Annotated in this window: 19 protein-coding genes; 9 read left to right on the forward strand and 10 right to left on the reverse strand. The window is 71.8% G+C overall.

Annotated features, from left to right (window positions below; genetic code table 11):
- The first annotated feature begins 26 nt into the window (after positions 1-26).
- The 3 genes from ABZ154_RS28450 to ABZ154_RS28460 all read left to right on the forward strand — a co-directional run bounded on the left by ABZ154_RS28450 (position 27) and on the right by ABZ154_RS28460 (position 3,227).
- The gene (locus ABZ154_RS28450) at positions 27-968 is read left to right on the forward strand and encodes an RluA family pseudouridine synthase (RefSeq protein ID WP_356837240.1); all 942 of its coding nucleotides are present in this window, start codon (positions 27-29) and stop codon (positions 966-968) included.
- On the forward strand, positions 965-1,450 hold the full coding sequence (locus tag ABZ154_RS28455; RefSeq protein WP_356837241.1) for a GNAT family N-acetyltransferase: 486 nt from the start codon (positions 965-967) through the stop codon (positions 1,448-1,450). Before ABZ154_RS28450 ends, ABZ154_RS28455 begins: the two co-directional genes overlap by 4 nt.
- Before the next feature lie 190 nt (positions 1,451-1,640).
- Positions 1,641-3,227, forward strand: a complete 1,587-nt coding sequence (locus tag ABZ154_RS28460) for a Na+/H+ antiporter (protein ID WP_356837242.1) — start codon at positions 1,641-1,643, stop codon at positions 3,225-3,227.
- An 11-nt stretch (positions 3,228-3,238) separates the two neighbouring features.
- On the opposite strand, the gene ABZ154_RS28465 is transcribed toward ABZ154_RS28460, so the two are convergent.
- The gene (locus tag ABZ154_RS28465; protein WP_356837243.1) at positions 3,239-4,390 is read right to left on the reverse strand and encodes a mechanosensitive ion channel domain-containing protein; all 1,152 of its coding nucleotides are present in this window, start codon (positions 4,388-4,390) and stop codon (positions 3,239-3,241) included.
- Between the two features lie 37 nt (positions 4,391-4,427).
- Between ABZ154_RS28465 and ABZ154_RS28470 the strand changes: the two genes are divergently transcribed.
- Complete coding sequence (locus tag ABZ154_RS28470) at positions 4,428-5,006, forward strand: dienelactone hydrolase family protein (protein WP_356837244.1); 579 nt, start codon at positions 4,428-4,430, stop codon at positions 5,004-5,006.
- A 20-nt stretch (positions 5,007-5,026) separates the two neighbouring features.
- Here the strand turns inward: ABZ154_RS28470 and ABZ154_RS28475 are convergent, their stop codons facing one another.
- The 4 genes from ABZ154_RS28475 to ABZ154_RS28490 form a co-directional block, all read right to left on the reverse strand.
- Positions 5,027-6,700 carry an alkaline phosphatase D family protein gene (locus ABZ154_RS28475; RefSeq protein ID WP_356837245.1) on the reverse strand — a complete coding sequence of 558 codons (1,674 nt, stop codon included), beginning with the start codon at positions 6,698-6,700 and terminating at the stop codon, positions 5,027-5,029.
- A gap of 198 nt (positions 6,701-6,898) precedes the next feature.
- Positions 6,899-7,714 carry a DsbA family protein gene (locus ABZ154_RS28480; protein ID WP_356837246.1) on the reverse strand — a complete coding sequence of 272 codons (816 nt, stop codon included), beginning with the start codon at positions 7,712-7,714 and terminating at the stop codon, positions 6,899-6,901.
- 63 nt (positions 7,715-7,777) lie between these two features.
- Positions 7,778-8,509, reverse strand: coding sequence for a hypothetical protein (locus ABZ154_RS28485; protein ID WP_356837247.1), 732 nt, complete (start codon positions 8,507-8,509; stop codon positions 7,778-7,780).
- 80 nt (positions 8,510-8,589) lie between these two features.
- Positions 8,590-9,915: a DUF2252 domain-containing protein gene (locus tag ABZ154_RS28490; RefSeq protein WP_356837248.1), complete on the reverse strand. Its 1,326-nt coding sequence runs from the start codon at positions 9,913-9,915 to the stop codon at positions 8,590-8,592.
- A gap of 214 nt (positions 9,916-10,129) precedes the next feature.
- On the opposite strand from ABZ154_RS28490, the gene dnaE reads away from it, so the two are divergent.
- Positions 10,130-13,669: a DNA polymerase III subunit alpha gene (gene dnaE, locus ABZ154_RS28495; RefSeq protein WP_356837249.1), complete on the forward strand. Its 3,540-nt coding sequence runs from the start codon at positions 10,130-10,132 to the stop codon at positions 13,667-13,669.
- Between the two features lie 87 nt (positions 13,670-13,756).
- On the opposite strand, the gene ABZ154_RS28500 is transcribed toward dnaE, so the two are convergent.
- Complete coding sequence (locus ABZ154_RS28500) at positions 13,757-13,936, reverse strand: hypothetical protein (RefSeq protein WP_073880380.1); 180 nt, start codon at positions 13,934-13,936, stop codon at positions 13,757-13,759.
- 290 nt (positions 13,937-14,226) lie between these two features.
- Between ABZ154_RS28500 and ABZ154_RS28505 the strand changes: the two genes are divergently transcribed.
- The 4 genes from ABZ154_RS28505 (at position 14,227) to ABZ154_RS28520 (ending at position 18,415) form a co-directional block, all read left to right on the forward strand.
- Entirely contained in the window at positions 14,227-15,489 is a 1,263-nt protein-coding gene (locus tag ABZ154_RS28505; protein ID WP_356837250.1) for an NYN domain-containing protein, read from the forward strand.
- Between the two features lie 141 nt (positions 15,490-15,630).
- Positions 15,631-16,614 carry an ABC transporter ATP-binding protein gene (locus tag ABZ154_RS28510; protein ID WP_356837263.1) on the forward strand — a complete coding sequence of 328 codons (984 nt, stop codon included), beginning with the start codon at positions 15,631-15,633 and terminating at the stop codon, positions 16,612-16,614.
- A gap of 145 nt (positions 16,615-16,759) precedes the next feature.
- On the forward strand, positions 16,760-17,590 hold the full coding sequence (locus ABZ154_RS28515; protein WP_356837251.1) for an ABC transporter permease: 831 nt from the start codon (positions 16,760-16,762) through the stop codon (positions 17,588-17,590).
- 81 nt (positions 17,591-17,671) lie between these two features.
- Entirely contained in the window at positions 17,672-18,415 is a 744-nt protein-coding gene (locus ABZ154_RS28520) for an ABC transporter permease (RefSeq protein WP_356837252.1), read from the forward strand.
- A 101-nt stretch (positions 18,416-18,516) separates the two neighbouring features.
- Here ABZ154_RS28520 and ybaK read toward each other — a convergent pair whose 3' ends face one another.
- From ybaK to ABZ154_RS28540, 4 genes are all read right to left on the reverse strand, one after another.
- The gene (gene ybaK / locus ABZ154_RS28525) at positions 18,517-19,014 is read right to left on the reverse strand and encodes a Cys-tRNA(Pro) deacylase (protein ID WP_356837253.1); all 498 of its coding nucleotides are present in this window, start codon (positions 19,012-19,014) and stop codon (positions 18,517-18,519) included.
- A gap of 18 nt (positions 19,015-19,032) precedes the next feature.
- Positions 19,033-19,797, reverse strand: a complete 765-nt coding sequence (locus ABZ154_RS28530; protein WP_356837254.1) for an LON peptidase substrate-binding domain-containing protein — start codon at positions 19,795-19,797, stop codon at positions 19,033-19,035.
- Positions 19,798-19,802: 5 nt separating this feature from the next.
- Positions 19,803-20,843: a hypothetical protein gene (locus tag ABZ154_RS28535; protein ID WP_356837255.1), complete on the reverse strand. Its 1,041-nt coding sequence runs from the start codon at positions 20,841-20,843 to the stop codon at positions 19,803-19,805.
- 231 nt (positions 20,844-21,074) lie between these two features.
- The gene (locus ABZ154_RS28540; RefSeq protein ID WP_356837256.1) at positions 21,075-22,676 is read right to left on the reverse strand and encodes an oxidoreductase; all 1,602 of its coding nucleotides are present in this window, start codon (positions 22,674-22,676) and stop codon (positions 21,075-21,077) included.
- Positions 22,677-22,693 lie beyond the last annotated feature (17 nt).

Below are 22,693 nucleotides of genomic sequence, written 5' to 3' on the forward strand. Positions count from 1 at the left end.
TGCCCGGCGCAAGGCATACTCGACAGGTGAGTACGCACCCCGAGATCCGCACCCTGCCCGTACCGGACGGCCTGGAAGGCGAGCGTGTCGACGCCGCCATCTCCAGGATGTTCGGTTTCTCCCGCACCAAGGCCGCCGAGCTGGCCGCTGCCGGGAAGGTCCAGGTGGACGGCTCGGTGGCCGGCAAGTCCGAGCGCGTGCACGGTGGCGCCTGGCTGGAGGTCGAGATGCCCCAGGCACCCGCCCCCGTCCAGGTCGTGGCCGAGCCCGTCGAGGGCATGGAGATCGTCCACGACGACGACGACATCGTGGTCATCATGAAGCCGGTCGGCGTCGCGGCCCACCCCAGCCCCGGCTGGAACGGCACCACCGTCATCGGCGGCCTCGCCGCCGCCGGGTACCGCATCTCGACGTCCGGCGCCGCCGAGCGCCAGGGCATCGTGCACCGCCTCGACGTCGGCACCTCCGGCCTGATGGTCGTCGCCAAGTCCGAGCGCGCCTACACCCTGCTCAAGGCCCAGTTCCGCGACCGGATCGTCGACAAGAAGTACCACGCCCTCGTCCAGGGCCACCCGGACCCGATGAGCGGCACCATCGACGCCCCCATCGGGCGCCACCCCACCCACGACTACAAGTGGGCGGTCACCGCCGAGGGCAAGCCGTCGGTGACCCACTACGACCTGATCGAGGCCTACCGCGCCGCCAGTCTCCTGGACATCAAGCTGGAGACCGGCCGCACCCACCAGATCCGGGTCCACATGGCCGCCCACCGCCACCCCTGCGTCGGCGACCTGACGTACGGCGCCGACCCGACCCTGGCCAAGCGGCTCGGGCTGACCCGGCAGTGGCTGCACGCGGTGCGCCTGGGCTTCGAGCACCCGAGCGACGGCAGCTGGGTGGAGTTCTCCAGCACCTACCCGGCCGACCTCCAGCACGCCCTCGACACCATCGCCGCGGAGAGCCAGTGACCGCCGTCCCACCCCCGTACACCACCCGCAGGGCCGTAGAGGAGAGCGACCTCCAGGCCTGCTTCCAGGTGCGCAAGGAGGTCTTCGTGGGCGAGCAGAACGTGCCCGAGGAGATCGAGTACGACGCCTACGACCCCACCGCCGTGCACGTCCTGGCCGTCGCGGCGGACGGCACCGCCCTCGGTACGGGGCGGCTGCTGCACGGCGCCGACGCGGCCGGCAAGACCGGTGGCGACCTCACCGTCGGCTCCCTCGGCCGGCTCGCGGTGACGCGGCAGGCCCGCGGCCTCGGCGTCGGCGCGGCCCTGGTGCGCGCCATCGAGGACGAGGCGCGCCGGCTCGGCCTGGCCGCCGTGGACCTGCACGCCCAGACCCACGCCCTCGGCTTCTACGAGCGGCTCGGATACCTCGCGTACGGCCCCGAGTTCCCGGACGCGGGCATTGCGCACCGGGCGATGCGCCGGAGGACCGGGCCTGCCTGATCCCGCCGTGCGGGAGGCCTCGCCCACTCCGTGAACCAGGCGTGGCAGGGTGGAGGCCCGCTCGGCCGCTGACCCGGCCGGGCTCCTGACGGCCGCTCACCCCGGCCGGACCTGCGGGCACGGCTGAGCCGTGACCTGGACGTCGGCCCGGTGAGAGGCCCGGAACCGTACGCTCCGGAAGGCACCTCCCGTGGATCAGATGACCCTGCTGCTCCTGCTGCTGCTCGGAGCAGTGGTCACGGTGCCCCTCGGCGCCCGCCTGGGGCTGCCGGCACCGGTCCTCATGACGCTGGCCGGGGTCGCGATGGCCTTCGCGCCCTTCGTGCCGAACGTCGACATCCCGCCCGAGTTCATCCTCCCGGCCCTGCTGCCGCCGCTGCTCTACGCCTCCGTGCAGCGCACCTCCTGGCGCCAGTTCGTCGCCAACAAACGCCCGATCTTCCTGCTGGCCGTCGCCCTGGTCTTCGTCACCACGGCCGCCGTCGCCGCGGTCGCCAACTCTGTCGTGCCCGGGCTGCCGATCGCCGCAGCCGTCGTGCTGGGCGCGCTCGTCGCCCCGCCCGACCCGGTCGCCGCGACCGCCGTGGCGGGTTCGGTCGGACTGCCGCGCCGACTGGTGTCGATCCTGGAGGGCGAGGGGCTCTTCAACGATGTCACCGCCATCGTGCTCTACCACTTGGCCATCGCCGCGGCCGTGAGCGGCAGCTTCTCGGTGCCCGAGGCCTTCGGGCTGCTCATCCTCTCCGCCGTGGTCGCGATCGCCGTCGGCCTCGCGCTCGGCTGGCTCACCATCAAGCTGATGGGCCTGCTGGGCGACGCCACCCTCCAGGTGGGCCTGAGTCTCCTGGTGCCCTTCGTCGCCTACGTCCTCGCCGAGGAGCTGATGGGCTCCGGCGTCCTCGCCGTCCTGACCGTCGCCCTCTACCTCGCCGAGCGCACCGCCGACGCCGACGACGTGCTGGGCCGGCTCACCGGACGTACCTTCTGGCAGATCGTCGACACCCTGGTCACCGGCGTGGCCTTCGGGCTGATCGGCCTGGAGCTGCACAGCGTGTTCGGCTCCTCCGACGGGCGCGAGTTCCAGATGGCCGGCTGGGGGCTGGTGATCGTCGCGGTCGTCGTCGGCGTCCGGCTGGCCTGGCTGCTGCCCGCCACCTGGCTCGCCAAGCGGCTGCACACCCGGCGGGACGTCAACGAGGAGATCCCTACCAGCTGGCGGGAGACCGTCGTCATGTGGTGGGCCGGGATGCGCGGGGTGGCCTCCGTCGCGCTGGCACTGGCGATCCCGCTGGAGACGGACGACGGACAGCCCTTCCCCGGCCGCGACGAGATCGTCTTCATCGCCTTCTCCGTGATCATGGTCACCCTCGTCTTCCAGGGCCTCACCCTGCCCTGGCTGGTCCGCAAGCTCGGCGTGCGCGCCGACGCGGACGCCGAGGAGGCCCTGGAGCGGGAGCTCGCCCTGCGCGCCGCCAAGGCCGCCAAGCTCCGGCTCAAGGAGATCCAGGAGGTCGAGGAGTTCCCGGAGGAGGTCGTGGAGCGGCTCCAGAAGGCCGCGTACGACATCGGGGCCCGCATCAACCCGGAGATCGTCGACGAGGAGCGGCGCGAGGCGTACGCGAAGCGGGCCGAGCGCTTCAAGGCGGTCAGCCGGGTCCAGCGCGAGATGATGTCGGCCGCCCGCCACGAGGTGCTCTCGGCGCGCAACGAGGCCGGCTCCGACCCGGAGGTCGTGGACCGGGTGCTGCGCTACCTGGACGTCCGCTCCCTGCGCTGAACCCCGCGGTCTCAGCCGCGGCCGGTCCGGGGCGCCTTGGAGTCGTCCAGGTCACGGGAAGGGCCGGACCCGTTGCGGCTGGGCCGGGTCTGCGCCCCGGTGAGCTCCGCCCACTGCTCGCCCGGCGGCAGCGCGCCGGGCGACGTGGCGACGCGCGGCAGCGCGTACGGATGGTGGTCGCGCAGCCAGCCGATCAGCTGCTCGCGCACCGCGCACCGCACCGTCCAGATGTCGTCCGCGTCCTTCGCCGTGACCACCGCCCGCACCTGGATCGTGGTCGGGGTCGTGTCGGTGACGGCGAGGGACCAGTCGCGGCCGTCCCAGGCGGCGATGTCGCCGAGGACGTCCCGCAGCTTCTTGCGCATCAGGGCGATCGGCGCCGCGTGGTCGAGGTGGAAGTAGACCGTGCCGGTCATCTGGACCCCGCCGCGCGACCAGTTCTCGAACGGCTTGCTCGTGAAGTACGAGACCGGCATCGTGATCCGCCGCTCGTCCCAGGTCCGTACCGCCAGGAACGTCAGGGTGATCTCCTCGACGGTTCCCCACTCGCCGTCCACCACGACCGTGTCGCCGAGCCTGACCATGTCGCCGAAGGCGATCTCGAGCCCCGCGAAGAGGTTGCCGAGGGTCGACTGGGCGGCCACACCGGCGACGATGCCGAGCACACCGGCCGAGGCCAGCATCGAGGTGCCGACCCCGCGCATCGCCGGGAACGTCAGCAGCATCGCGGCGATGGCGACCACCGTCACCACCGCTATGACGACCCGCTGGATCAGCGTCACCTGCGTACGGACCCGCCGGACCCGGGCAGGATCGCGGGTGGACGTCGCGTACCGGGCGTAACTGGATTCGACGACCGTCGCGGCGGCCCGGACCACCAGCCAGGCCGAGGCACCGATCAGGACCAGGGACAGGGCCTGGCCGATCCCGACCCGGTGCTCCCACACCCAGGCGATGCCCGACTGGCGGTAGCTGCCGCGCAGCAGGGCGGTGATGATCACCACTTGCAGCGGTGGTCGGCAGCGCCGCAGCAGGCCCCACAGCGGGGTCTCGTGGTGACGGCTGTCGGCCCTGCGCAGCAGCCGGTCGACCAGCCAGCCGGCCAGCAGTGTGATCACCACGGATCCGCCGAAGACGATCAGCGGGCGCAGCACGTTCTCCATCGTCCGGTCCTCCAAGCATCGAGGCGCAACTGGCACCATGGGCCTCATGAACATCATGCTTTTCCACTCGACCTACGGGGTCACGCCCGCAGTGCACGCCGCGGCCGCACGTCTGAGGGACGCCGGCCACGAGGTGCGCGTGCCCGATCTGTTCGAGGGGCACACCTTCGAGACGGTGGAGGAGGGCATGGCCTTCAAGGAGGAGGTCGGCAAGGAGGAGCTGCTGAAGCGTGCGGTGCTGGCCGCGGCCCCCTACTCCGACCAGGGGCTCGTCTACGCCGGTTTCTCCCTCGGCGCGGCGACCGCGCAGACCCTGGCGCTCGGCGACGCGAAGGCGCGCGGGCTGCTGCTCCTCCACGGCACCTCGGACATCGCCGAGAACGCGACGGTGGACGAGCTCCCCGTCCAGCTGCACGTCGCGGACCCGGATCCCTTCGAGTCCCACGACTGGCTGAACAGCTGGTACCTCCAGATGCAGCGGACCGGCGCGGACGTGGAGATCTACCGCTACCCCGGGGCCGGCCACCTGTTCACCGACCCCGACCTCCACGACTACGACCAGGCTGCCGCCGAGCAGGCCTGGAAGGTCGCGCTCGGCTTCCTGGCCACGCTGTAGGGCGCAGGAGCCGCTCTGCCTCAGAGCACCGGGCGGTCCACCCGCTCCACCCGCTGGGTGCCCCGCCGCGTCCGGTAGGAGCGGGCCCAGGAGGAGGCGGCGTCCTTGGCCGTCTTGTCGGAGAGCACGTAGTAGTCCATCTGCGAGCGCTCGGCGGTGACGTCCAGGACGCCGTAGCCGTGCGAGTCCATGTCCACCCACTTCACATGGCGGTTGGCGGTACGGACGGCCGCGGACGCGGCCAGCGACACGGTCTGCGGCGCGACCCGCAGGATGTCGTCCAGGTTGTCCGAGGTCACCGACGTGACGACGAACTCCGTCGCCGCCGAGGGCGACAGCGGATACGTCGCCGCCTTCACCGGCACCTCGCTGGCCCAGGCCATGTGGACGTCGCCGGTCAGGAACACCGTGTCGGTGATCCCCCGGTCCCGCAGGTGCCCGATCAGCTCCTTGCGGTCGTCGGTGTACCCGTCCCACTGGTCGACGCTGAACGCCAGCCCCTCCTTCGACAGCCCCAGCAGCCCGGTGAGCGGCCCCAGCAGATGGGCGGGGAGAGCCCCGAAGGCGACCGGCGAGATCATCACCGACGTACCGACCAGCTTCCACACCGCGTCCGACCCTGCCAGGCCCGCCTTCAACCAGTCCAGCTGCGCCCGGCCGGTGATCGTACGCTCCGGGTCGTCCACCGAGCCGTTGCCGATGGACGCCTGCTCGGAACGGAAGCTCCGCAGGTCCAGCAGGTGCAGATCGGCCAGCCGCCCGAACCGCAGCCGCCGGTGGACGGTCCCCTCGGTGGAGGCGCGGACGGGCATCCACTCGAAGTACGCCTGCTTGGCCGCCGCCACCCGCTGGGCCCACACCCCCTCCGTACCCGGGGTGTGGTTCTGTGCCCCGCCCGACCAGGCGTCGTTGGCGAACTCGTGGTCGTCCCAGATCGCGATGACCGGGTGGGCCGCGTGCAGCGCCTGGAGGTCGGCGTCCGTCTTGTAGTTGCCGTGCCGCAGGCGGTAGTCGGCCAGGTTCAGGATCTCGTGGGCGGGCCGGTGCTCACGCAGGGCCGCGCCCTGGGTCGGGTAGCCGCCGGTCGCGTACTCGTACAGGTAGTCGCCCAGGTGCAGCACCGCGTCCAGGTCACCGCGGGCGGCGAGATGGCGGTACGCGGAGAACCAGCCCGCCTCCCAGTTGGCGCAGGACACCACACCGAAGCGGAGCCCTGCCACGCTCGCCCCGGTGGCGGGCGCGGTGCGGGTGCGGCCGGTGGGGGAGCGGACCTCGGCGCCCTCGCCGCCCGCCGTGAAGCGGAAGTAGTACGTCGAGGCCGGCCGCAGTCCGCGGACGTCGGCCTTCACCGTGTGGTCGGAGGCGGCCGAGGCGAGCGTCGTACCGCTCCCGGCTATCGCGCTGAAGTTCCGGTCCTCCGCGACCTCCCAGCGCACCGGTGTATCGGCCCCGCGCCCCGAACCGGGCTCCGCGCCGGGCTCGGGGGTGACGCGGGTCCACAGCAGGACACCGTCGGGCAACGGGTCACCGGAGGCGACGCCGTGCAGGAAGGCGGGCGCCGGGGCCGTCACCTCCGGTGAGGGGGATGCGGAAGCGGCTGTGGTGGCGGAGAGTACGGGAACGGCGGCGGCGGTCGCGGCGGCGGCCCGGACGACCGTGCGGCGGCTCGGAGAGGGTACGTGTCGACTGGTCACGGCCGATCACCCTACTGGCGCGTACAGCGAACGGGCGGGCGAACAGGGAAAGTTCGTCCGCCCGTCGGAAAACGGTCGCCGGGAGGTGGCCCTCCGGCCGGCGACCGTCCGGCCCGGCCACCCCTGGGGGCGGACCCGCGGCCGGCGCCTCGCCGCTCGCCGCCCCTGAGGCGTTACGCCTTCAGCGCCTTGTCCGCGTTACGCCTTCAGCGCCTTGTCCACCGCCGCCGTGAAGTCGGCCGCCGTCATCGGGGCGTTGTCGCTGCCCTCGGCCGTGACCTTCTTGCCGTCCATCTTCAGGGTGGGGGTGCCCTCCACCCCGCTCTTGCCGAACGCCGCGGACATCTTCATCGCCCAGGCGTCGTACGTACCGTCCTCGACGTCCTTCTGGAAGGCCTTGTTGCCCTTGAGCGCGTCCACCGAGTCGGCGACCTCGATGAGGTAGCTGTCCTTGGCGAACTTGTCCTCGCTCTCCTGCGGGTGGAACTTCGCGGAGTACAGCGCGGCCTTGTAGTCCATGAACGCCTCGGGGCTCACGTTCAGCGCGGCGCCGAGCGCGCTCAGGGCGTTCTTGGAGCCCTCACCGTTGTCGGTGTTGTCGATGAAGGTCGCACCGACGTACTTGACCTTGTACTTGCCGGCCTCGACGTCCTTCGCGAGGGTCTCGCCGACGCCCTGCTCGAACGTGGCGCAGACCGGGCAGCGGGAGTCCTCGTACAGCTCCAGGGTCTTCTCGGCGTCGGACTTGCCGATCACCACGGTGGTGCCGTCGGTGCCGGAGGTGTTCTTCGGCGCGCTGACGTTCTTCGCGTCGGCGGCGGTCTCCCAGGCGTCCGGCTTGTTCAGCTGCATCACGCCGTAGCTGATGCCTCCGACGACGGCGAGGGCCGCGACGACCGAGACGGCGACGACGAGCTGCTTGCGGGTCCGGTCCTTCCTGGCCTGGCGCTCGCGCTCGGCGCGCAGCCGCTCACGGGCCGCTGCCTTGTTCTCCTGGGTGTTGCGCTTGCTCATGATCGTTCTCCGTGGGTGCGTGGGGAGTGGAAAGGGTGCTGCTCGGCGTCGGCCGTCCTGCCCTCAGGCAGCAAGGGCGTACGCGGTGAGCGGCGGCCCCCTCCGTCCCACGGAGTGCACGAGGAAGCGGGCCGCGAAGAGCGGGTGCACGAGCCCGGCGGCGTGAGGGAGACGGGAAGCGGACCGGACGGACCCGCGCACCACGGCGACCGCGGTGAGCAGCGGACGGAACGCCACCAGAGCCGCCGTGCGCAGCAGCCCCGCCAGGGCCGCCTCTCCGCGCCGCAGCCAGGCGGCGGCGAGCAGCCCGACGGCCACATGGGCGGCGAGCAGCAGCCATGGCACGGCCGGACCGGGCTGCGCCAGCAGGGCCGCCGCGCGGTCGCCCGCACCGGTCACCCCGGCGAGCGGGGTGCCCACCGTGCCGACGCCCGCGAGACGCGCCCCGGTCGTGGCGACCTCGCCGCCCCCGCAGAGCACGTCGAAGCCGACCGAGCGCAACGGGCCCGCGATGGGTCCGCCCGCCGCCCCGTAACAGAGGTGCTGACCGGTGGTGAAGAGCGTGTCGGCCGCCAGCTCCAGGGGGACGAGCAGCCCCGCGATGGCGCCGAAGCCGCGCTCCCGGCCGGCCAGCGCGTACGCCACGGCGAAGACGGCCGCCGCGAGGAGCGCGACGGCCGTCAGCGGCAGCGGGACCCCGGAGAGCAGCACATGGGACGCCGTGGACAGGGTGACGACGAGCGCGGCGAAAAGCGCCGCGCGCACCACCCTGAGCTGCGTACCTGAGATGTCCATCGCCGGAAAGTGTGTCATGTACGGAGGTAAGCGGACCTTAAAAGAAGCTGAGAGTCACAGCACGGCCGGACGCGGACGGCCTACAGGCCCGGGATCCGGCCGTTGCGGAACAGGTCCACGAAGATCTGGTGGTCCACGCGGGCCCGGGTCCCGTAGCTGTGGGCGAAGTCGACCAGATGCTCGCCGAACCCCTCCTCGTCGGCCGCGATGGCCGCGTCGATCGCCCGCTCCGTGGAGAACGGCACCAGCGAGTGGCCGCTCTCGTCGTCCGCCGCCGCGTGCATGGTGGCCGTCGCCCGGCCCAGATCGGCGACGACCGCCGCGATCTCGTCCACCTCGTCGATCTCGGACCAGTCCAGGTCGACCGCGTACGGCGAGACCTCGGCGACCAGCTGGCCGGCCCCGTCCAGCTCGGTCCAGCCCAGCCACGGGTCCGCGTGGGCCTGGAGCGCGCGCTGCGAGATCACCGTGCGGTGCCCCTCGTGCTGGAAGTAGTCCCGCACGGCGGCGTCCGTGATGTGCCGGGAGACCGCCGGGGTCTGCGCCTGCTTGAGATAGATCACCACATCGTTCTCCAGGGCGTCGCTGTTGCCCTCCAGGAGGATGTTGTACGAGGGGAGCCCGGCGGAGCCGATGCCGATACCCCGGCGGCCCACCACGTCCTTGACCCGGTAGGAGTCGGGACGGGTCAGGCTCGACTCCGGCAGCGTCTCCAGATAGCCGTCGAACGCGGCCAGCACCTTGTACCGCGTCGCGGCGTCCAGGTCGATCGCACCCCCGCCGTCCGCGAACCGGCGCTCGAAGTCCCGGATCACCGTCATCGAGTCCAGCAGCGAGAAACGGGTCAGAGAGCGGGCGGCGCGCAGCGCGTCCAGCAGCGGCCCCTCCGCCGTGTCCAGCGTGAAGGGCGGCACCTCGTCGTTCTTGGCGCCCGTCGCCAGCGCGTGGATCCGCTCCCGGTAGGCGGCGGCGAAGATCCGGACCAGGTCGGTGATCTGCTCGTCGGCCAGCGCCTTGGCGTACCCGATCAGCGCCACGGAGGCGGCGAAGCGCTTCAGGTCCCAGGTGAACGGGCCCACGTACGCCTCGTCGAAGTCGTTGACGTTGAAGACGAGGCGGCCGTTGGCGTCCATGTAGGTGCCGAAGTTCTCCGCGTGGAGATCACCGTGGATCCAGACCCGGCCCGTGCGCTCGTCCAGATACGGGCCGCCACGCTGCTCCCGCTCCAGATCGGTGTAGAACAGGCAGGCCGTGCCCCGGTAGAAGGCGAAGGCCGAGCCCGCCATCTTGCGGAACTTGACCCGGAAAGCGGCCGGATCCGCGGCCAGCAGCTCCCCGAAGGCGGTGTCGAAAACGGCGAGAATCTGCTCCCCGCGCTGCGCTGCGCCGGTCTGCGTTTCCGACATCTCTTGCTGCCTCCTGCTGTCGTTGGCGTGCCTGGCCGGGCCCGGGTCCGCTCCACTGCGAGCGTGACTGAGTGCATGACAAAACGGACACGTGTCCCGCCCTCTCCAACGCTCGGCGATCGCGGGTAGTGCCCGCCGTCCGGGTCCGCCACGTCGTAGACTTCCACGCTGTTCCCCCGTCCGTCATCGCCCGACTTCCCGGAGGCCCGACGCCGTGACCAAGCCGCCCTTCACGCACCTGCACGTTCATACCCAGTACTCGCTGCTGGACGGTGCGGCGCGGCTCAAGGACATGTTCGAGGCGTGCAACGAGATGGGCATGTCGCACATCGCGATGACCGACCACGGCAACCTGCACGGGGCATACGACTTCTTCCACTCGGCGACCAAGGCCGGGGTCACACCGATCATCGGCATCGAGGCGTACGTGGCTCCCGAGTCGCGTAAACACAAGCGCAAGGTGCAGTGGGGGCAGCCGCACCAGAAGCGCGACGATGTGTCCGGATCCGGTGGGTACACCCACAAGACGATCTGGGCGTCGAACAAGACCGGTCTGCACAACCTCTTCCGGCTCTCCTCCGACGCGTACGCCGAGGGCTGGCTCCAGAAGTGGCCCCGGATGGACAAGGAGACCATCTCCCAGTGGTCCGAGGGCCTCATCGCCTCCACCGGCTGCCCCTCCGGAGAGGTGCAGACCCGGCTGCGGCTCGGCCAGTTCGACGAGGCGGTGCAGGCGGCCTCCGACTACAAGGACATCTTCGGCGAGGGCCGGTACTTCCTGGAGCTGATGGACCACGGCATCGAGATCGAGCGCCGGGTCCGTGACGGGCTGCTGGAGATCGGCAGGAAGCTGGACATCCCGCCGCTGGTCACCAACGACTCCCACTACACGTACGCGCACGAGGCCACCGCCCACGACGCCCTGCTCTGCATCCAGACCGGCAAGAACCTCTCCGACCCGGACCGCTTCCGCTTCGACGGCACCGGCTACTACCTGAAGACGACGGACGAGATGTACGCCGTCGACTCCTCCGACGCCTGGCAGCAGGGGTGCGCCAACACTCTCCTGGTCGCCCAGCAGATCGACACCTCCGGCATGTTCGAGGCGAAGAACCTCATGCCGAAGTTCGAGATCCCGGACGGCTTCACGGAGATCACCTGGTTCCAGGAGGAAGTGCGCAAGGGCATGCAGCGCCGCTTCCCGGGCGGCGTCCCCGAGGACCGGCAGAAGCAGGTCGAGTACGAGATGGACATCATCATCCAGATGGGGTTCCCGGGGTACTTCCTGGTCGTCGCCGACTTCATCATGTGGGCCAAGAACAACGGCATCGCGGTGGGCCCCGGCCGTGGCTCCGCGGCCGGCTCGATCGTGTCGTACGCGATGGGCATCACCGACCTCGACCCGATCGAGCACGGGCTGATCTTCGAGCGGTTCCTCAACCCCGAGCGCGTCTCCATGCCCGATGTCGACATCGACTTCGACGAGCGCCGGCGCGTCGAGGTGATCCGGTACGTGACCGAGAAGTACGGCGCCGACAAGGTCGCCATGATCGGCACCTACGGCAAGATCAAGGCCAAGAACGCCATCAAGGACTCGGCCCGGGTGCTGGGCTACCCGTACGCCATGGGCGACCGCCTCACCAAGGCGATGCCCGCCGACGTCCTCGGCAAGGGCATCGACCTCAACGGCATCACCGACCCCAAGCACCCGCGCTACAGCGAGGCCGGCGAGATCCGGGGGATGTACGAGAGCGAACCGGACGTCAAGAAGGTCATCGACACCGCGAAGGGCGTCGAGGGTCTGGTCCGGCAGATGGGTGTGCACGCCGCCGGCGTCATCATGTCCAGCGAGCCGATCGTCGACCACGCCCCGGTCTGGGTGCGGCACACCGACGGCGTCACCATCACGCAGTGGGACTACCCGCAGTGCGAGTCGCTCGGCCTGCTGAAGATGGACTTCCTCGGCCTGCGCAACCTGACGATCATGGACGACGCCATCAAGATGGTGAAGTCCAACAAGGGCATCGACCTGGAGATGCTCTCCCTGCCGCTGGACGACCCCAAGACGTACGAACTGCTCTGCCGCGGTGACACGCTCGGCGTGTTCCAGTTCGACGGCGGGCCGATGCGCTCCCTGCTCCGCCAGATGCAGCCCGACAACTTCGAGGACATCTCCGCCGTCTCGGCCCTCTACCGGCCGGGCCCGATGGGCATGAACTCGCACACGAACTACGCGGAGCGCAAGAACGGCCGCCAGGAGATCACCCCGATCCACCCGGAGCTGGAGGAGCCCCTCAAGGAGGTCCTCGGCCTCACCTACGGCCTGATCGTCTACCAGGAGCAGGTCCAGAAGGCCGCCCAGATCGTCGCCGGGTACTCGCTCGGCGAGGCCGACATCCTGCGCCGGGTGATGGGCAAGAAGAAGCCCGAGGAGCTGGCGAAGAACTTCGTCCTCTTCGAGGCGGGCGCCAAGGAGAAGGGTTTCTCCGACGCGGCGATCAAGGCGCTGTGGGACGTCCTGGTGCCGTTCGCCGGGTACGCGTTCAACAAGGCGCACTCCTCGGCGTACGGCCTGGTCACCTACTGGACCGCCTACCTCAAGGCGAACTACCCCGCCGAGTACATGGCGGCCCTGCTGACCTCGGTCAAGGACGACAAGGACAAGTCCGCGGTCTACCTCAACGAGTGCCGCCGCATGGGCATCAAGGTGCTGCCGCCCAACGTCAACGAGTCGCTGTCCAACTTCGCCGCCCAGGGCGACGACGTGATCCTCTTCGGCCTGACCGCCATCCGCAACGTCGGCCAGAACGTCGTGGACTCGATCATCCGCTCCCGCAAGGCCAAGGGGAAGTACAGCTCCTTCCCCGACTTCCTCGACAAGGTCGAGGCGGTCGTCTGCAACAAGCGCACCGTCGAATCGCTGATCAAGGCCGGCGCCTTCGACGAGATGGGCCACACCCGCAAGGGTCTCGTCGCCCACCACGAGCCGATGATCGACAACGTGGTCCAGGTCAAGCGCAAGGAGGCCGAGGGCCAGTTCGACCTCTTCGGCGGCATGGGCGAGGAGGAGAGCGACGAGCCGGGCTTCGGCCTGGACGTGGAGTTCTCCGACGTCGAGTGGGAGAAGGCCTACCTGCTCGCCCAGGAGCGGGAGATGCTCGGCCTGTACGTTTCCGACCACCCGCTGTTCGGCCTGGAGCACGTGCTGTCCGACAAGGCCGACTCCTCGATCTCCCAGCTCATGAGCGGGGACTACGGGGACGGCGCCATCGTCACCGTCGGCGGCATCATCTCCGGCCTCCAGCGCAAGATGACCAAGCAGGGCAACGCCTGGGCCATCGCCACCGTGGAGGACCTGGCCGGCTCCATCGAGTGCATGTTCTTCCCCGCCACCTACCAGCTGGTCTCCACCCAGCTCGTCGAGGACACCGTCGTCTTCGTCAAGGGACGGCTCGACAAGCGCGAGGACGTGCCCCGGCTGGTCGCCATGGAGATGCAGGTCCCCGACATCTCCAACGCCGGGACCAACGCGCCCGTCGTCCTCACCATCCCCACCGTGAAGATCACTCCGCCGATGGTCACCCGGCTCGGCGAGGTGCTCAGCCACCACCGGGGCGACACCGAGGTGCGCATCAAGCTCCAGGGCCCCCGCAAGACGACCGTCCTGCGCCTGGACCGGCACCGGGTCAAGGCCGATTCGGCCCTCTTCGGCGATCTGAAGGTGCTGCTCGGACCGTCCTGCCTGGCCGGCTGAGCCCCAGGGCGATACGGAATCGACGAGAGGGGCGTCCCGCACCGTGCGGGACGCCCCTCTCGTGCATGACCGCGAGCGGCCGACGCGTCAGTTGTGACCGAAGCGCCGCTGGTGCTTGCGCGCCACGTCGGACGGGCTGCCCTGGGCCTGTGCCTGCGGCTGGGTCTGCGACTCGTACGCCGTCGACTTGGCCTGCTCGGCACTACGCTCCGACGCGGACGCGCGATCGTGCTGGCTGCCCTGCTTGCGGTTCTTGTTCTTGGCCATGGTGAATGCCTCCTGTGGGGAATCCTGGGGGGCCAGGACCATCGTCAGACTCACATGGCGCCGCAAACAGTGCATGTTGGATCATTACCATCCGTAGTGGTATCCGCAGCGAGGCCGTTCCGGCCCTCCGCCCCGGACCTTCTCCAGCTCTTTCCCGATTCGCCACGCCGATGATCGAGTTCCGGCCGTTAACCCCTGTGCGGTCGGGCAGACTCGAAGGAAACCCTGGGCAAGCGGACCCGGTCATCGAGGGGCGGGCCGCTGAACCGTTCCCGAATTCCTGGAAGAGGGTGGAACGCGTGGACCGTTGCGTCGTCCTGGTGGACGCCGGCTACTTGCTGGGCGCAGCCGCGAGTCTGCTGGCCGGAGAGCCCGCCCGTTCCCGCATCACCGTCGACCACGCGGCCCTGATCCAGGGGCTGCGCGAGAGGGCCGAGGCCGACACGCAGCAGCCGCTGCTGCGGATCTACTGGTTCGACGGCGCCCCCGACCGGGTGCCCCAGCCGGAGCACCGCAGGCTCCGCGTGATGCCCCGGGTGACCGTACGGCTGGGAGCCCTGACCCGCAGCGACGGACGCTGGGCCCAGAAGGGCGTGGACGCCGCCATGCACGCCGAGCTCACCGAGCTGGCCAGGAACCGGGCCTGCTCCGACGTCGTGCTGGTGACCGGCGACGGCGATCTGCTGCCCGGGCTCATGTCCGCCAAGGAGCACGGGGTCGCCGTCCACCTGTGGGCCGTCCAGGCCGCCGACGGCGACTACAACCAGTCCGAGGACCTCGTGGCCGAGGCGGACGAACGCCGCGTCCTCGACCGGGCCTGGATCACCAAGGCCGTACGCGCCAAGGACACCGGGGGCAGCTGCCCCCCGCCGCCCGCCCCACGCCCCGAGATCGCCGCCATCCTCTCCGCGCCGCTGCCCGAGGCCGCCCTCGCCGCCTCCGCCGAGCGGGCCTCCGAGGCCCAGGCCGCCGCCGCCCGCAACGGGCCCGCAGCGCCCACCGGGCCCGGCCCCTCCGAGCCCCCCGCCGCCCCCGGCCACAAGGGCGTCCCCACCCCCAAGGACCTCGCCGCTCTCCGCGCCCACAGCACCCACCCCGACCGGACGGCCGCCCAGAACGCGACCCCTGCCAACGCGACCCTGCGCTGGTCCTCCGACAAGGGCTGGGTCGAGCGCGGCGGCCCCCTCGGCGAACCGGCCGAAACCGCATCCCTGCCGACCCTCGCCCAGGTCACCAGCGCCGAACAGCGCTGGGCCGACCGGGAGGAGGACATCACCACCGTCGGCGGCGACCCCTTCGAGGTGGGCCAGGTCTTCGCCCGGCGCTGGATGGAACGGCTCCCGGAGACGGTCCACCTGCAGAAGCTGTCCACCATGTACCCGCGCATCCCGCACCGCATCGACGGCGAACTCCTGCGGTACGCGGCCCGCTTCGGGCTCCTCGCCCACAAGGACGACCAGATCGACGAGCACGACCGCTACGCGATCCGGGCCGGGTTCTGGCGCGAGATCGACGTGCGCGCGGCGGCCGAGCACGTGCCCGCCGGGGAGTAGGGGCGTACGCAGGGCGTGAGCAGGCGGGCCCGGGGGCTCCGCGGCGCGTGGTGGCCCCGGACGCGAACCGGGGCCTGTGACCCCGTACCCTCGTACCTCGTGAGTACGGGCACAGCACAGGCGCAGAGCGACACCGGCACCGTGTGCGCGGTGCGTGACCTCGTCAAGACCTATCCCGCCGTCCGGGGCCGCCGCGGCGCGCCCGCCACCCCCGAGGTGCGCGCCACCGACGGGATCAGCCTCGATGTCGAGCGCGGCGAGATCTTCGGACTGCTCGGCCCCAACGGCGCCGGCAAGTCCACGCTGGTCCGTCAGCTCACGGGGCTCATGCGCCCCGACTCCGGCTCCGTCGAGGTTCTCGGCCACGACCTCGTACGCCACCCCGAGCGGGCCTCCCGGCTGATCGGCTACCTGGGGCAGGAATCCACCGCCCTGGACGAGCTGACCGTCTCCCTGGCCGCCGAGACCACCGGACGGCTGCGCGGCCTCCACCTCCGCGAGGCGCGCGCCGAACGCGACGCCGTACTCGATGAGCTCGGTCTCACCGCGCTCGCCGGGCGGCCCCTGAAGAAGCTCTCCGGCGGCCAGCGCAGGCTCGCCTGCTTCGCCGCCACGCTCGTCGGGGACCGGCCCGTGCTGGTCCTGGACGAGCCGACGACCGGCATGGACCCGGTGGCCCGGCGGGCCGTCTGGGCCGCCGTCGACCGCCGCCGGGCCGAGCGCGGCGCCACCGTCCTGCTGGTCACCCACAACGTCATCGAGGCCGAGACCGTCCTCGACCGGGTCGCCGTCCTGGAGCGCGGCCGGGTCATCGCCTGCGACACCCCCTCCGGGCTCAAGGAGAAGGTCGCCGGCGAGGTCCGCGTCGAGCTCATGTGGCGTGAGCGGGCCCCGCTGGACGTCCCGGAGGTCGCGGCGCTGCGCCCGTCCGCCCAGGAGTCCGGGCGGCGCTGGGTGCTGCGGCTCAGCCCCGACGAGGCCCGGGCCGCGGTCGCCGCGGTGACGGGTGGCGCGGCCTTCGCCGCGCTCGACGATTTCACCCTGGCCACACCCAGCCTGGAAGATGTGTACCTGGCGCTCGGGGGAGACGCGGCCAATGCGAGCAAGGGGCTGGTGAAGGCGTGAGGAACCAGGGACGCGGGGCGCGGGTGCTGAACCGTGTGCGGGCGCCGTACGCAGTCGATGTACGGGACGTGCTGTCCGTGCGTGATGTACGGGACGCGGTGGGCGCGGTGGATGTACGGGACGGGCGTAAGGGGAGCGGCCTCAGGTGACGAGCATCATTCCGGCCAGGACCGCACCGTCGCGGGCCCGGCCCCTGCCCGGCTCCGCCGCGCGGACCGTGCCCGCCCCTCTCGCGCCGCGCGCCCGGCTGCTGCCCTCGCTGGCCGCCGTCTACCGCGCCCAGCTCTCGCGGGCGCGGGTCGCCCGGATCCCGCTGCTCTTCGTGGCGACCTTCCAGTCCGTCGGGATCATGGTCCTGATGCGGGGCGTCGTCGACGGCGGGGCCGAGGCGCGTGCGGTGGTCGCCGGCTCCAGCGTGCTGGTCGTGGCGTTCGTCGCGCTCAACCTGCTCGCCCAGTACTTCGGCCAGCTGCGGGCCGGTGGCGGACTCGACCACTACGCCACCCTTCCGGTGCCGCCCGCCGCGGTGGTGCTGGGGGCAGCGGCGGCGTACGCCTCGTTCACCGTGCCCGGCACGGTCTTCACGGCGATCACGGGGAGCGTGCTGTTCCAGCTCCCGATGACCCATCTGTGGGTCCTGGTCGCCGTCATCCCGCTCTCCGGTGCCGCCCTGGCCGGTCTGGGGGCCGCCCTCGGGCTGCTCGCCCCCCGCCAGGAGCTGGCCACTCTGCTGGGGCAGCTGGGCATGTCCGCCGCTCTGCTGCTCGGCGTGCTGCCGGCCGACCGGCTGCCGGAGCCGGTGGGGTGGGCGCGTGACCTGCTGCCCTCGACGTACGGGGTCGAGGCGCTGGCCCGTTCCTTCGACGCCGACCCTGACTGGGGCGTGATCGGCTTCTTCCTCGCGGTCTGCGCGGTGGTGGGGGTGCTGTCGCTGGCCGTGGCCACGTGGGCGTACCGGCGGGCGGCCGTACGGTAGGTGGCGCCGGGTGGTGTGCCTGGTACGCACGGGTGGGCAGCCGGTGAGGCGCCGCACAGGGGGGCCTGGCACGATGGCACGGTGACCGCACCTCTGACGCCGCCTCACCAGCCGAACCCCCACGATCCGTGGCAGAACCCGCCCGCGGGCTCCCGCCTCGCGCCCGCGTACGGTTCGCCCGACGACCCGGACACGGCGACGGAGCTCCGGCAGGCCGCCCTGGTCCTCGTGCTCGTGGCGCTCGCCGGTATCGGGCTCGGGCTGCTGTGGCTGTGGCTGGCGCCCCGGGTGCCCCTGGTCTCCGACGGCAGCGCTGTCTTCCTGCGGAACAGCGAGGGCGAGGAGGCGATCGGGGCGGACGGAACGTTTGTCCTGCTGGCGGCCGTGTTCGGCGTGCTGTCGGCGGCCGCCGTCTCCTGGCGGCTGCGGCGGGGCGGTGTCTTCGTGGTGGTGGGACTCGCCCTGGGCGGGGTGCTCGGCTCGCTGCTGGCCTGGCGGGTGGGGATCTGGCTCGGGCCGTCCTCCGACGTGGTGGCCCGGGCGCGGGAGGCCGGCAAGGGGGTCGTCTTCGACGCGCCGCTGGAGCTGCACGCGGTGGCGGCGGCGGTGCTGGTGTGGCCGTTCGTGGCGCTGGCCCTGCATGTGCTGCTGACCGCGGCGTTCGGGGTGCGGGAGCCTGAGCCGGCGTGGCTGGGGGAGGGGTGGACCTCGTACTACGGGGAGCCGGGGGCGGGCGGGCCGCCGCCCGGGTCCGATGTGCCGCCTGCTGGGCCGGCCGGGCCGCCTGTGCCGCCGGCGCCGGGCGGGGGTTCGGGGGCGCCGTAGCGGCGCGGGCGGGGCTCCTGCGGCGGGCCGTTCCCTACCCGCCCTTCCCGGAACCGGGGCTCTGCCCCGACCCCGCGCCCCGAACGCCTGCGGGGCTGTGACTAGCCCCGCCCGATCTCCGCGAACACCGCCCCCGTCAGCTCCGCCAGGTCCGTCGCCGCCAGCTCCACCTGCAGGCCCCGGCGCCCCGCCGAGACGCAGATCGTGGCGTGCGAGCGCGCCGAGGCGTCCAGCACCGTACGCAGGCGTTTGCGCTGGCCCAGGGGGGAGATGCCGCCACGGACGTAGCCCGTGGTGCGTTCCGCGGCGGCCGGGTCCGCCATCGTGGCGCGCTTGCCGCCCACCGCGGACGCCAGGGCCTTGAGGTCCAGGGAGCCGGCCACGGGGACGACCGCGACCGTCAGTTCGCCGTCGACCTCCGCGACCAGGGTCTTGAAGACCCGGTCGGGGGAGATGCCCAGGGCCTCGGCGGCCTCCTCGCCGTAGGAGGTAGAGGCCGGGTCGTGGGCGTAGGGGAGGAGCGTGAAGGCGATGCCCGCCGCGGTCAGGGCGACCGTGGCGGGGGTGCCGCCCGACTGCTTCTTCGGCTTCTTCGCCACCGGTGGGGGATTCCTCGTTCAGTTGGGGTGCGTCGGGGCGCGGGTCAGGTCCGGCGCGGGGAGCGAGGGCAGGTGCCGGATGACCGCGGTCTCCCGGCGCAGCAGCGTCAGCTCCTCGCGCAGGCGGGTCGCGGTGTCCGGCGCCTGGAGGAGGCGCTGCTTGGTGGGGACGTCCAGAACCGTGGCCGCCGCGACCAGGTAGGAGACGACGGAGGGGTCGTCGGGCAGCTCGGAGCCGGTGGCGAGCGAGCGTTCGGTCGCTCCGGCCAGGCGCTTCTGGTAGGCGCGGAACGCCCGCAGGACGCCCTCGGCGAGGGCTCCGGCCTCGTCGGCCTCGTCCTCGGCCGGCGGCTCCTCGGTCACTTCCTCGACCTCGGCGCTCAGATACGGGCCGCTCGCGTCGATCGAGAGCAGCCTCACCCGGGTCGTGCCGGTGGCCAGGATCTCGAAGCTCCCGTCCGGGCGCTCGCGGATGGTCGCCGCGTCGGCGATGCAGCCGACCCGGTGGAAGGTCTGGATGGGGTCGGGGCCGAAGCCCTCGGCGGGGGCGCGCTCGGCGGGGGGTGCGGAGGCGACGGGGTCCGGCATGCCGGTACCCGTCACCGCGGTCTCGCGGCCGTCGCGGATCGCGACCACGACGAAGCGGCGAGGTTCGTCCTCGTCGCTCTTCAGCAGCTCCCGCATCATGGCGCGATAGCGCTCCTCGAAGACGTTGAGCGGCAGCACGAGGCCGGGGAACAGCACCGCGTTGAGCGGGAAAAGGGGAAGACGGGCGGTGGTCACAACGCTCAAGCGTAATGGCCACGCGGACGTCCGCGGTCGGCCCGGTTCCGCAAGGGGGTCGCGGAGGCCACCTGGAGCCGTGCGCCGTCCCGTGCGTCGAGGAACCGGCCCAGCGCGTCGTCGGAGACCGAGGACCACGGGAACGACGTCGCGTGCTGCCCGATCAGCGTGAACTGCTCCAGCGCCTCGGCCCAGCGCCCGCGGGCGAGGAGCACGTACGCGAGGAGGTTGCGGACCTCGGCGGGCCACGGGTCGCCGGGCCGGTAGGCGGCCGACAGCCTGATGGCCGCGTCGGCCGCCGCGTCGATCCGCTCCTCCAGCACGGAGGTGGTTCGGCCCAGCGCCTGGGTGTCCAGCAGAAGGGCGAAGGCCGCCCGGACCGGCAGGGCCTGCACCAGGGAGCGGGGTACGGCGTCCTCGGCGGCCCGCTCGGCGAAGTCGAAGCACTCGCGGTGCGAGCCGTACCAGGCGGCCGAGAGGTAGCGCAGCGCGGCCACGTGGCAGCCGTAGTGATGCGCGGAGCGCCGTACCGCCTGTTCCCACAGCGATTCGAAGGCGGTGTGCGTGGCGTGGCTGCCGCGCGCGTGCTCCAGGGCGAGCCGCCAGGGCACCGGGTCACGCGGGTCCGCCTCGGCGGCGGCGGTGATCAGCGGGCCGACCTCGTGGAGCCTTTCCGCGCGGGCGGGCGACTCCCAGGCCCGGCGGACCGCGAGCTCCGCCTTGACCAGCAGGGCGTCGGGGTCGCGCGGGGCCGCAGCCAGCCAGTCGGTGAGCCAGCCGTCCCGGTGGCGGGCGAAGGTGACGAGCCGGCCGAGATACCGGTCGCGGTTCTCCCAGTCGGCGGCGTCCCGGGTGGTGGCGAGCAGCTTGGCGGCTGGTTCGGGGTCGCCGAGGGCAGCGGCCACCAGCGCCGGGGAGAGCCGCTCGTCGGGGGCGTCGAGCAGCACGGCGTCATCCGCGGGCAGCCCGGCGGACAGCGGAGAGCTGTGCCGGATCATGCGCGCGGTACTGAGCAGAGCGCGAAGGAAGGCCATGGTGCAGACCATTGAAAAGCCCTGGTGGGGGCCGCGCCAGGGGTGTGCTGTGAAGCTTCTGTGCCGAGTGGACGGGTTGTATCGAGCCGGGTCAAGAAAGGGCAAAGGAACTATCCGGCGGTGGCTTGAATGCGCCCATCGAAACCCTCTCGGCCGACCCGTTCCTACCGGCACACCCGCCTCACGAACCCAGCGGATGTGCCGGTCCTGGCCGCCCCCACCCGCTTCGAGCTGCCCTTTCGGTCAGCCCCTGCGCAGCAGCCGGGAGGCTCCGGCGGCCACCGTCGTGGCCAATATCCACCCCACGAGCACCAGAGCGGCCGCGGTCCACTGCCAGCCGCCCTCCATCCGCCAGTAGCCGTCCTGGCCGAGGTTGATCACGGGGATGAGGAGATCCAGCGCGTAGAGCGCCGGATTCCACAGCGGCGACTCGTCGTTCTTGATCGTCGCCGGGTCGTACTGCGAGAAGGCCGCCGTGCCCGCCGCCCACAGCACCGCCATCCACACCGCCGCCCGCCCCGGCCGGTACCCGTACGCCACCGTCCAGTCCTGGAGGTACCCCCACGCCTTCGCGGCGGGCGGCAGCGTCTCCCGGCGGCGGCGCTGCTTGGCCAGCAGCACCTCCCGCGCGTCCGCGTCCTCGCCGCTGCTGCGCAGCACCGTCGCGAGCCGCTCGTACGGCTCGGGGACGTACTCCGGGGTCGCCGCCAGCACCCACTCCAGCCGCCGCGAGAGCGGGAAGTGGCCGTACGGGACGAGGTTCTCGTAGACGAAACCGCCCATCGCCAGACCCCCGGGCCCCGGCCAGCTGGTGGAGAGGTCGATCAGGGTCACCACCTTCGCCCCGTTCAGCACGACCCGGCCCTCCTCCGGGCGCTCCGCGTTGAACCGCAGTTCCGGCGTCACGATCCGGCGCAGCGACAGCTCCTCCTGCCGGGTCATCGCGAACCGGGCCTTGTGCAGGTCCACCGCGTCCCCGAACCGCCCGTCGTCCAGCCGCACCCCGCCCTTGCACTCGAAGATCTGCGACCGGGTCCCGCGCGCCGGGGTCGGGGCGTAGACCACGCCGTACGGGGGAGTCGTGCCCTGGTTGCCCGTGTCGACGCTCACCCACGCCTCGGTCATGTAGAGCGTGCGCTCCACCGTCAGCTGCGGCGCGTTCAGCGCGCGCCGGTCCTCCGCCGCCCGGAGGTGGCTGCCCCGCAGACTCAGCGAACCGCCCACCTTCGCCCCGCGCAGGCTCAGCTCGCCGTGCGTCTCGATCATCTCGGCCTGAAGGTCCTGGGCGACCGACATGCCGTCCCCGACGAAGGCCCGGCCGTGCCGGTCGGGGCCCACACTGAGCTGGTTGATCAGCAGGTCCGTGCCGATCTGGGCGTCGGTGAGCCGGATGCCCCGGTCGATCCGGCAGCGCGGCAGATGCAGATCGCCCTCCGTGTGCAGCCGGGCCGCCTCCAGCCGGGGCAGCAGGCAGCCCACCATCCGCAGCGTCGTGAAATGGCACTCCGGGAGCACCACCTCCTGCTCGAAACGGCAGCCCGTGAGCTCGACGTACGGAGCCACCCGGCCCCCCGCCATATCCAGCTTCCCGGTGATCCGCACCCCCCGGAGCTTGAGCGCCGCCACCCGGCCGGGCCGTGGCGGCGGCCCGCTCAGCAGCAGCTGCGCCACCGTCCGCGCGCCGACACTCCGCTCGGGCCCCCAGTCGTGCGGGGCGAACGGATCGTTGCGGGCGGAGCCGTAGGTGCGCAAGTCGTAGGTCGTCCCGTTGCGGAAGGACTGCCACATGCCCAGCTCCGCTGCGCTGAGGCCGTCCGGGATATCGCCTTCGTGCGGCTCGGTCACGGCCGCTCCCTCCGTGC

Source organism: Streptomyces sp. NPDC006261 (assembly GCF_040613515.1).
In the GTDB taxonomy this organism is placed as follows: domain Bacteria; phylum Actinomycetota; class Actinomycetes; order Streptomycetales; family Streptomycetaceae; genus Streptomyces.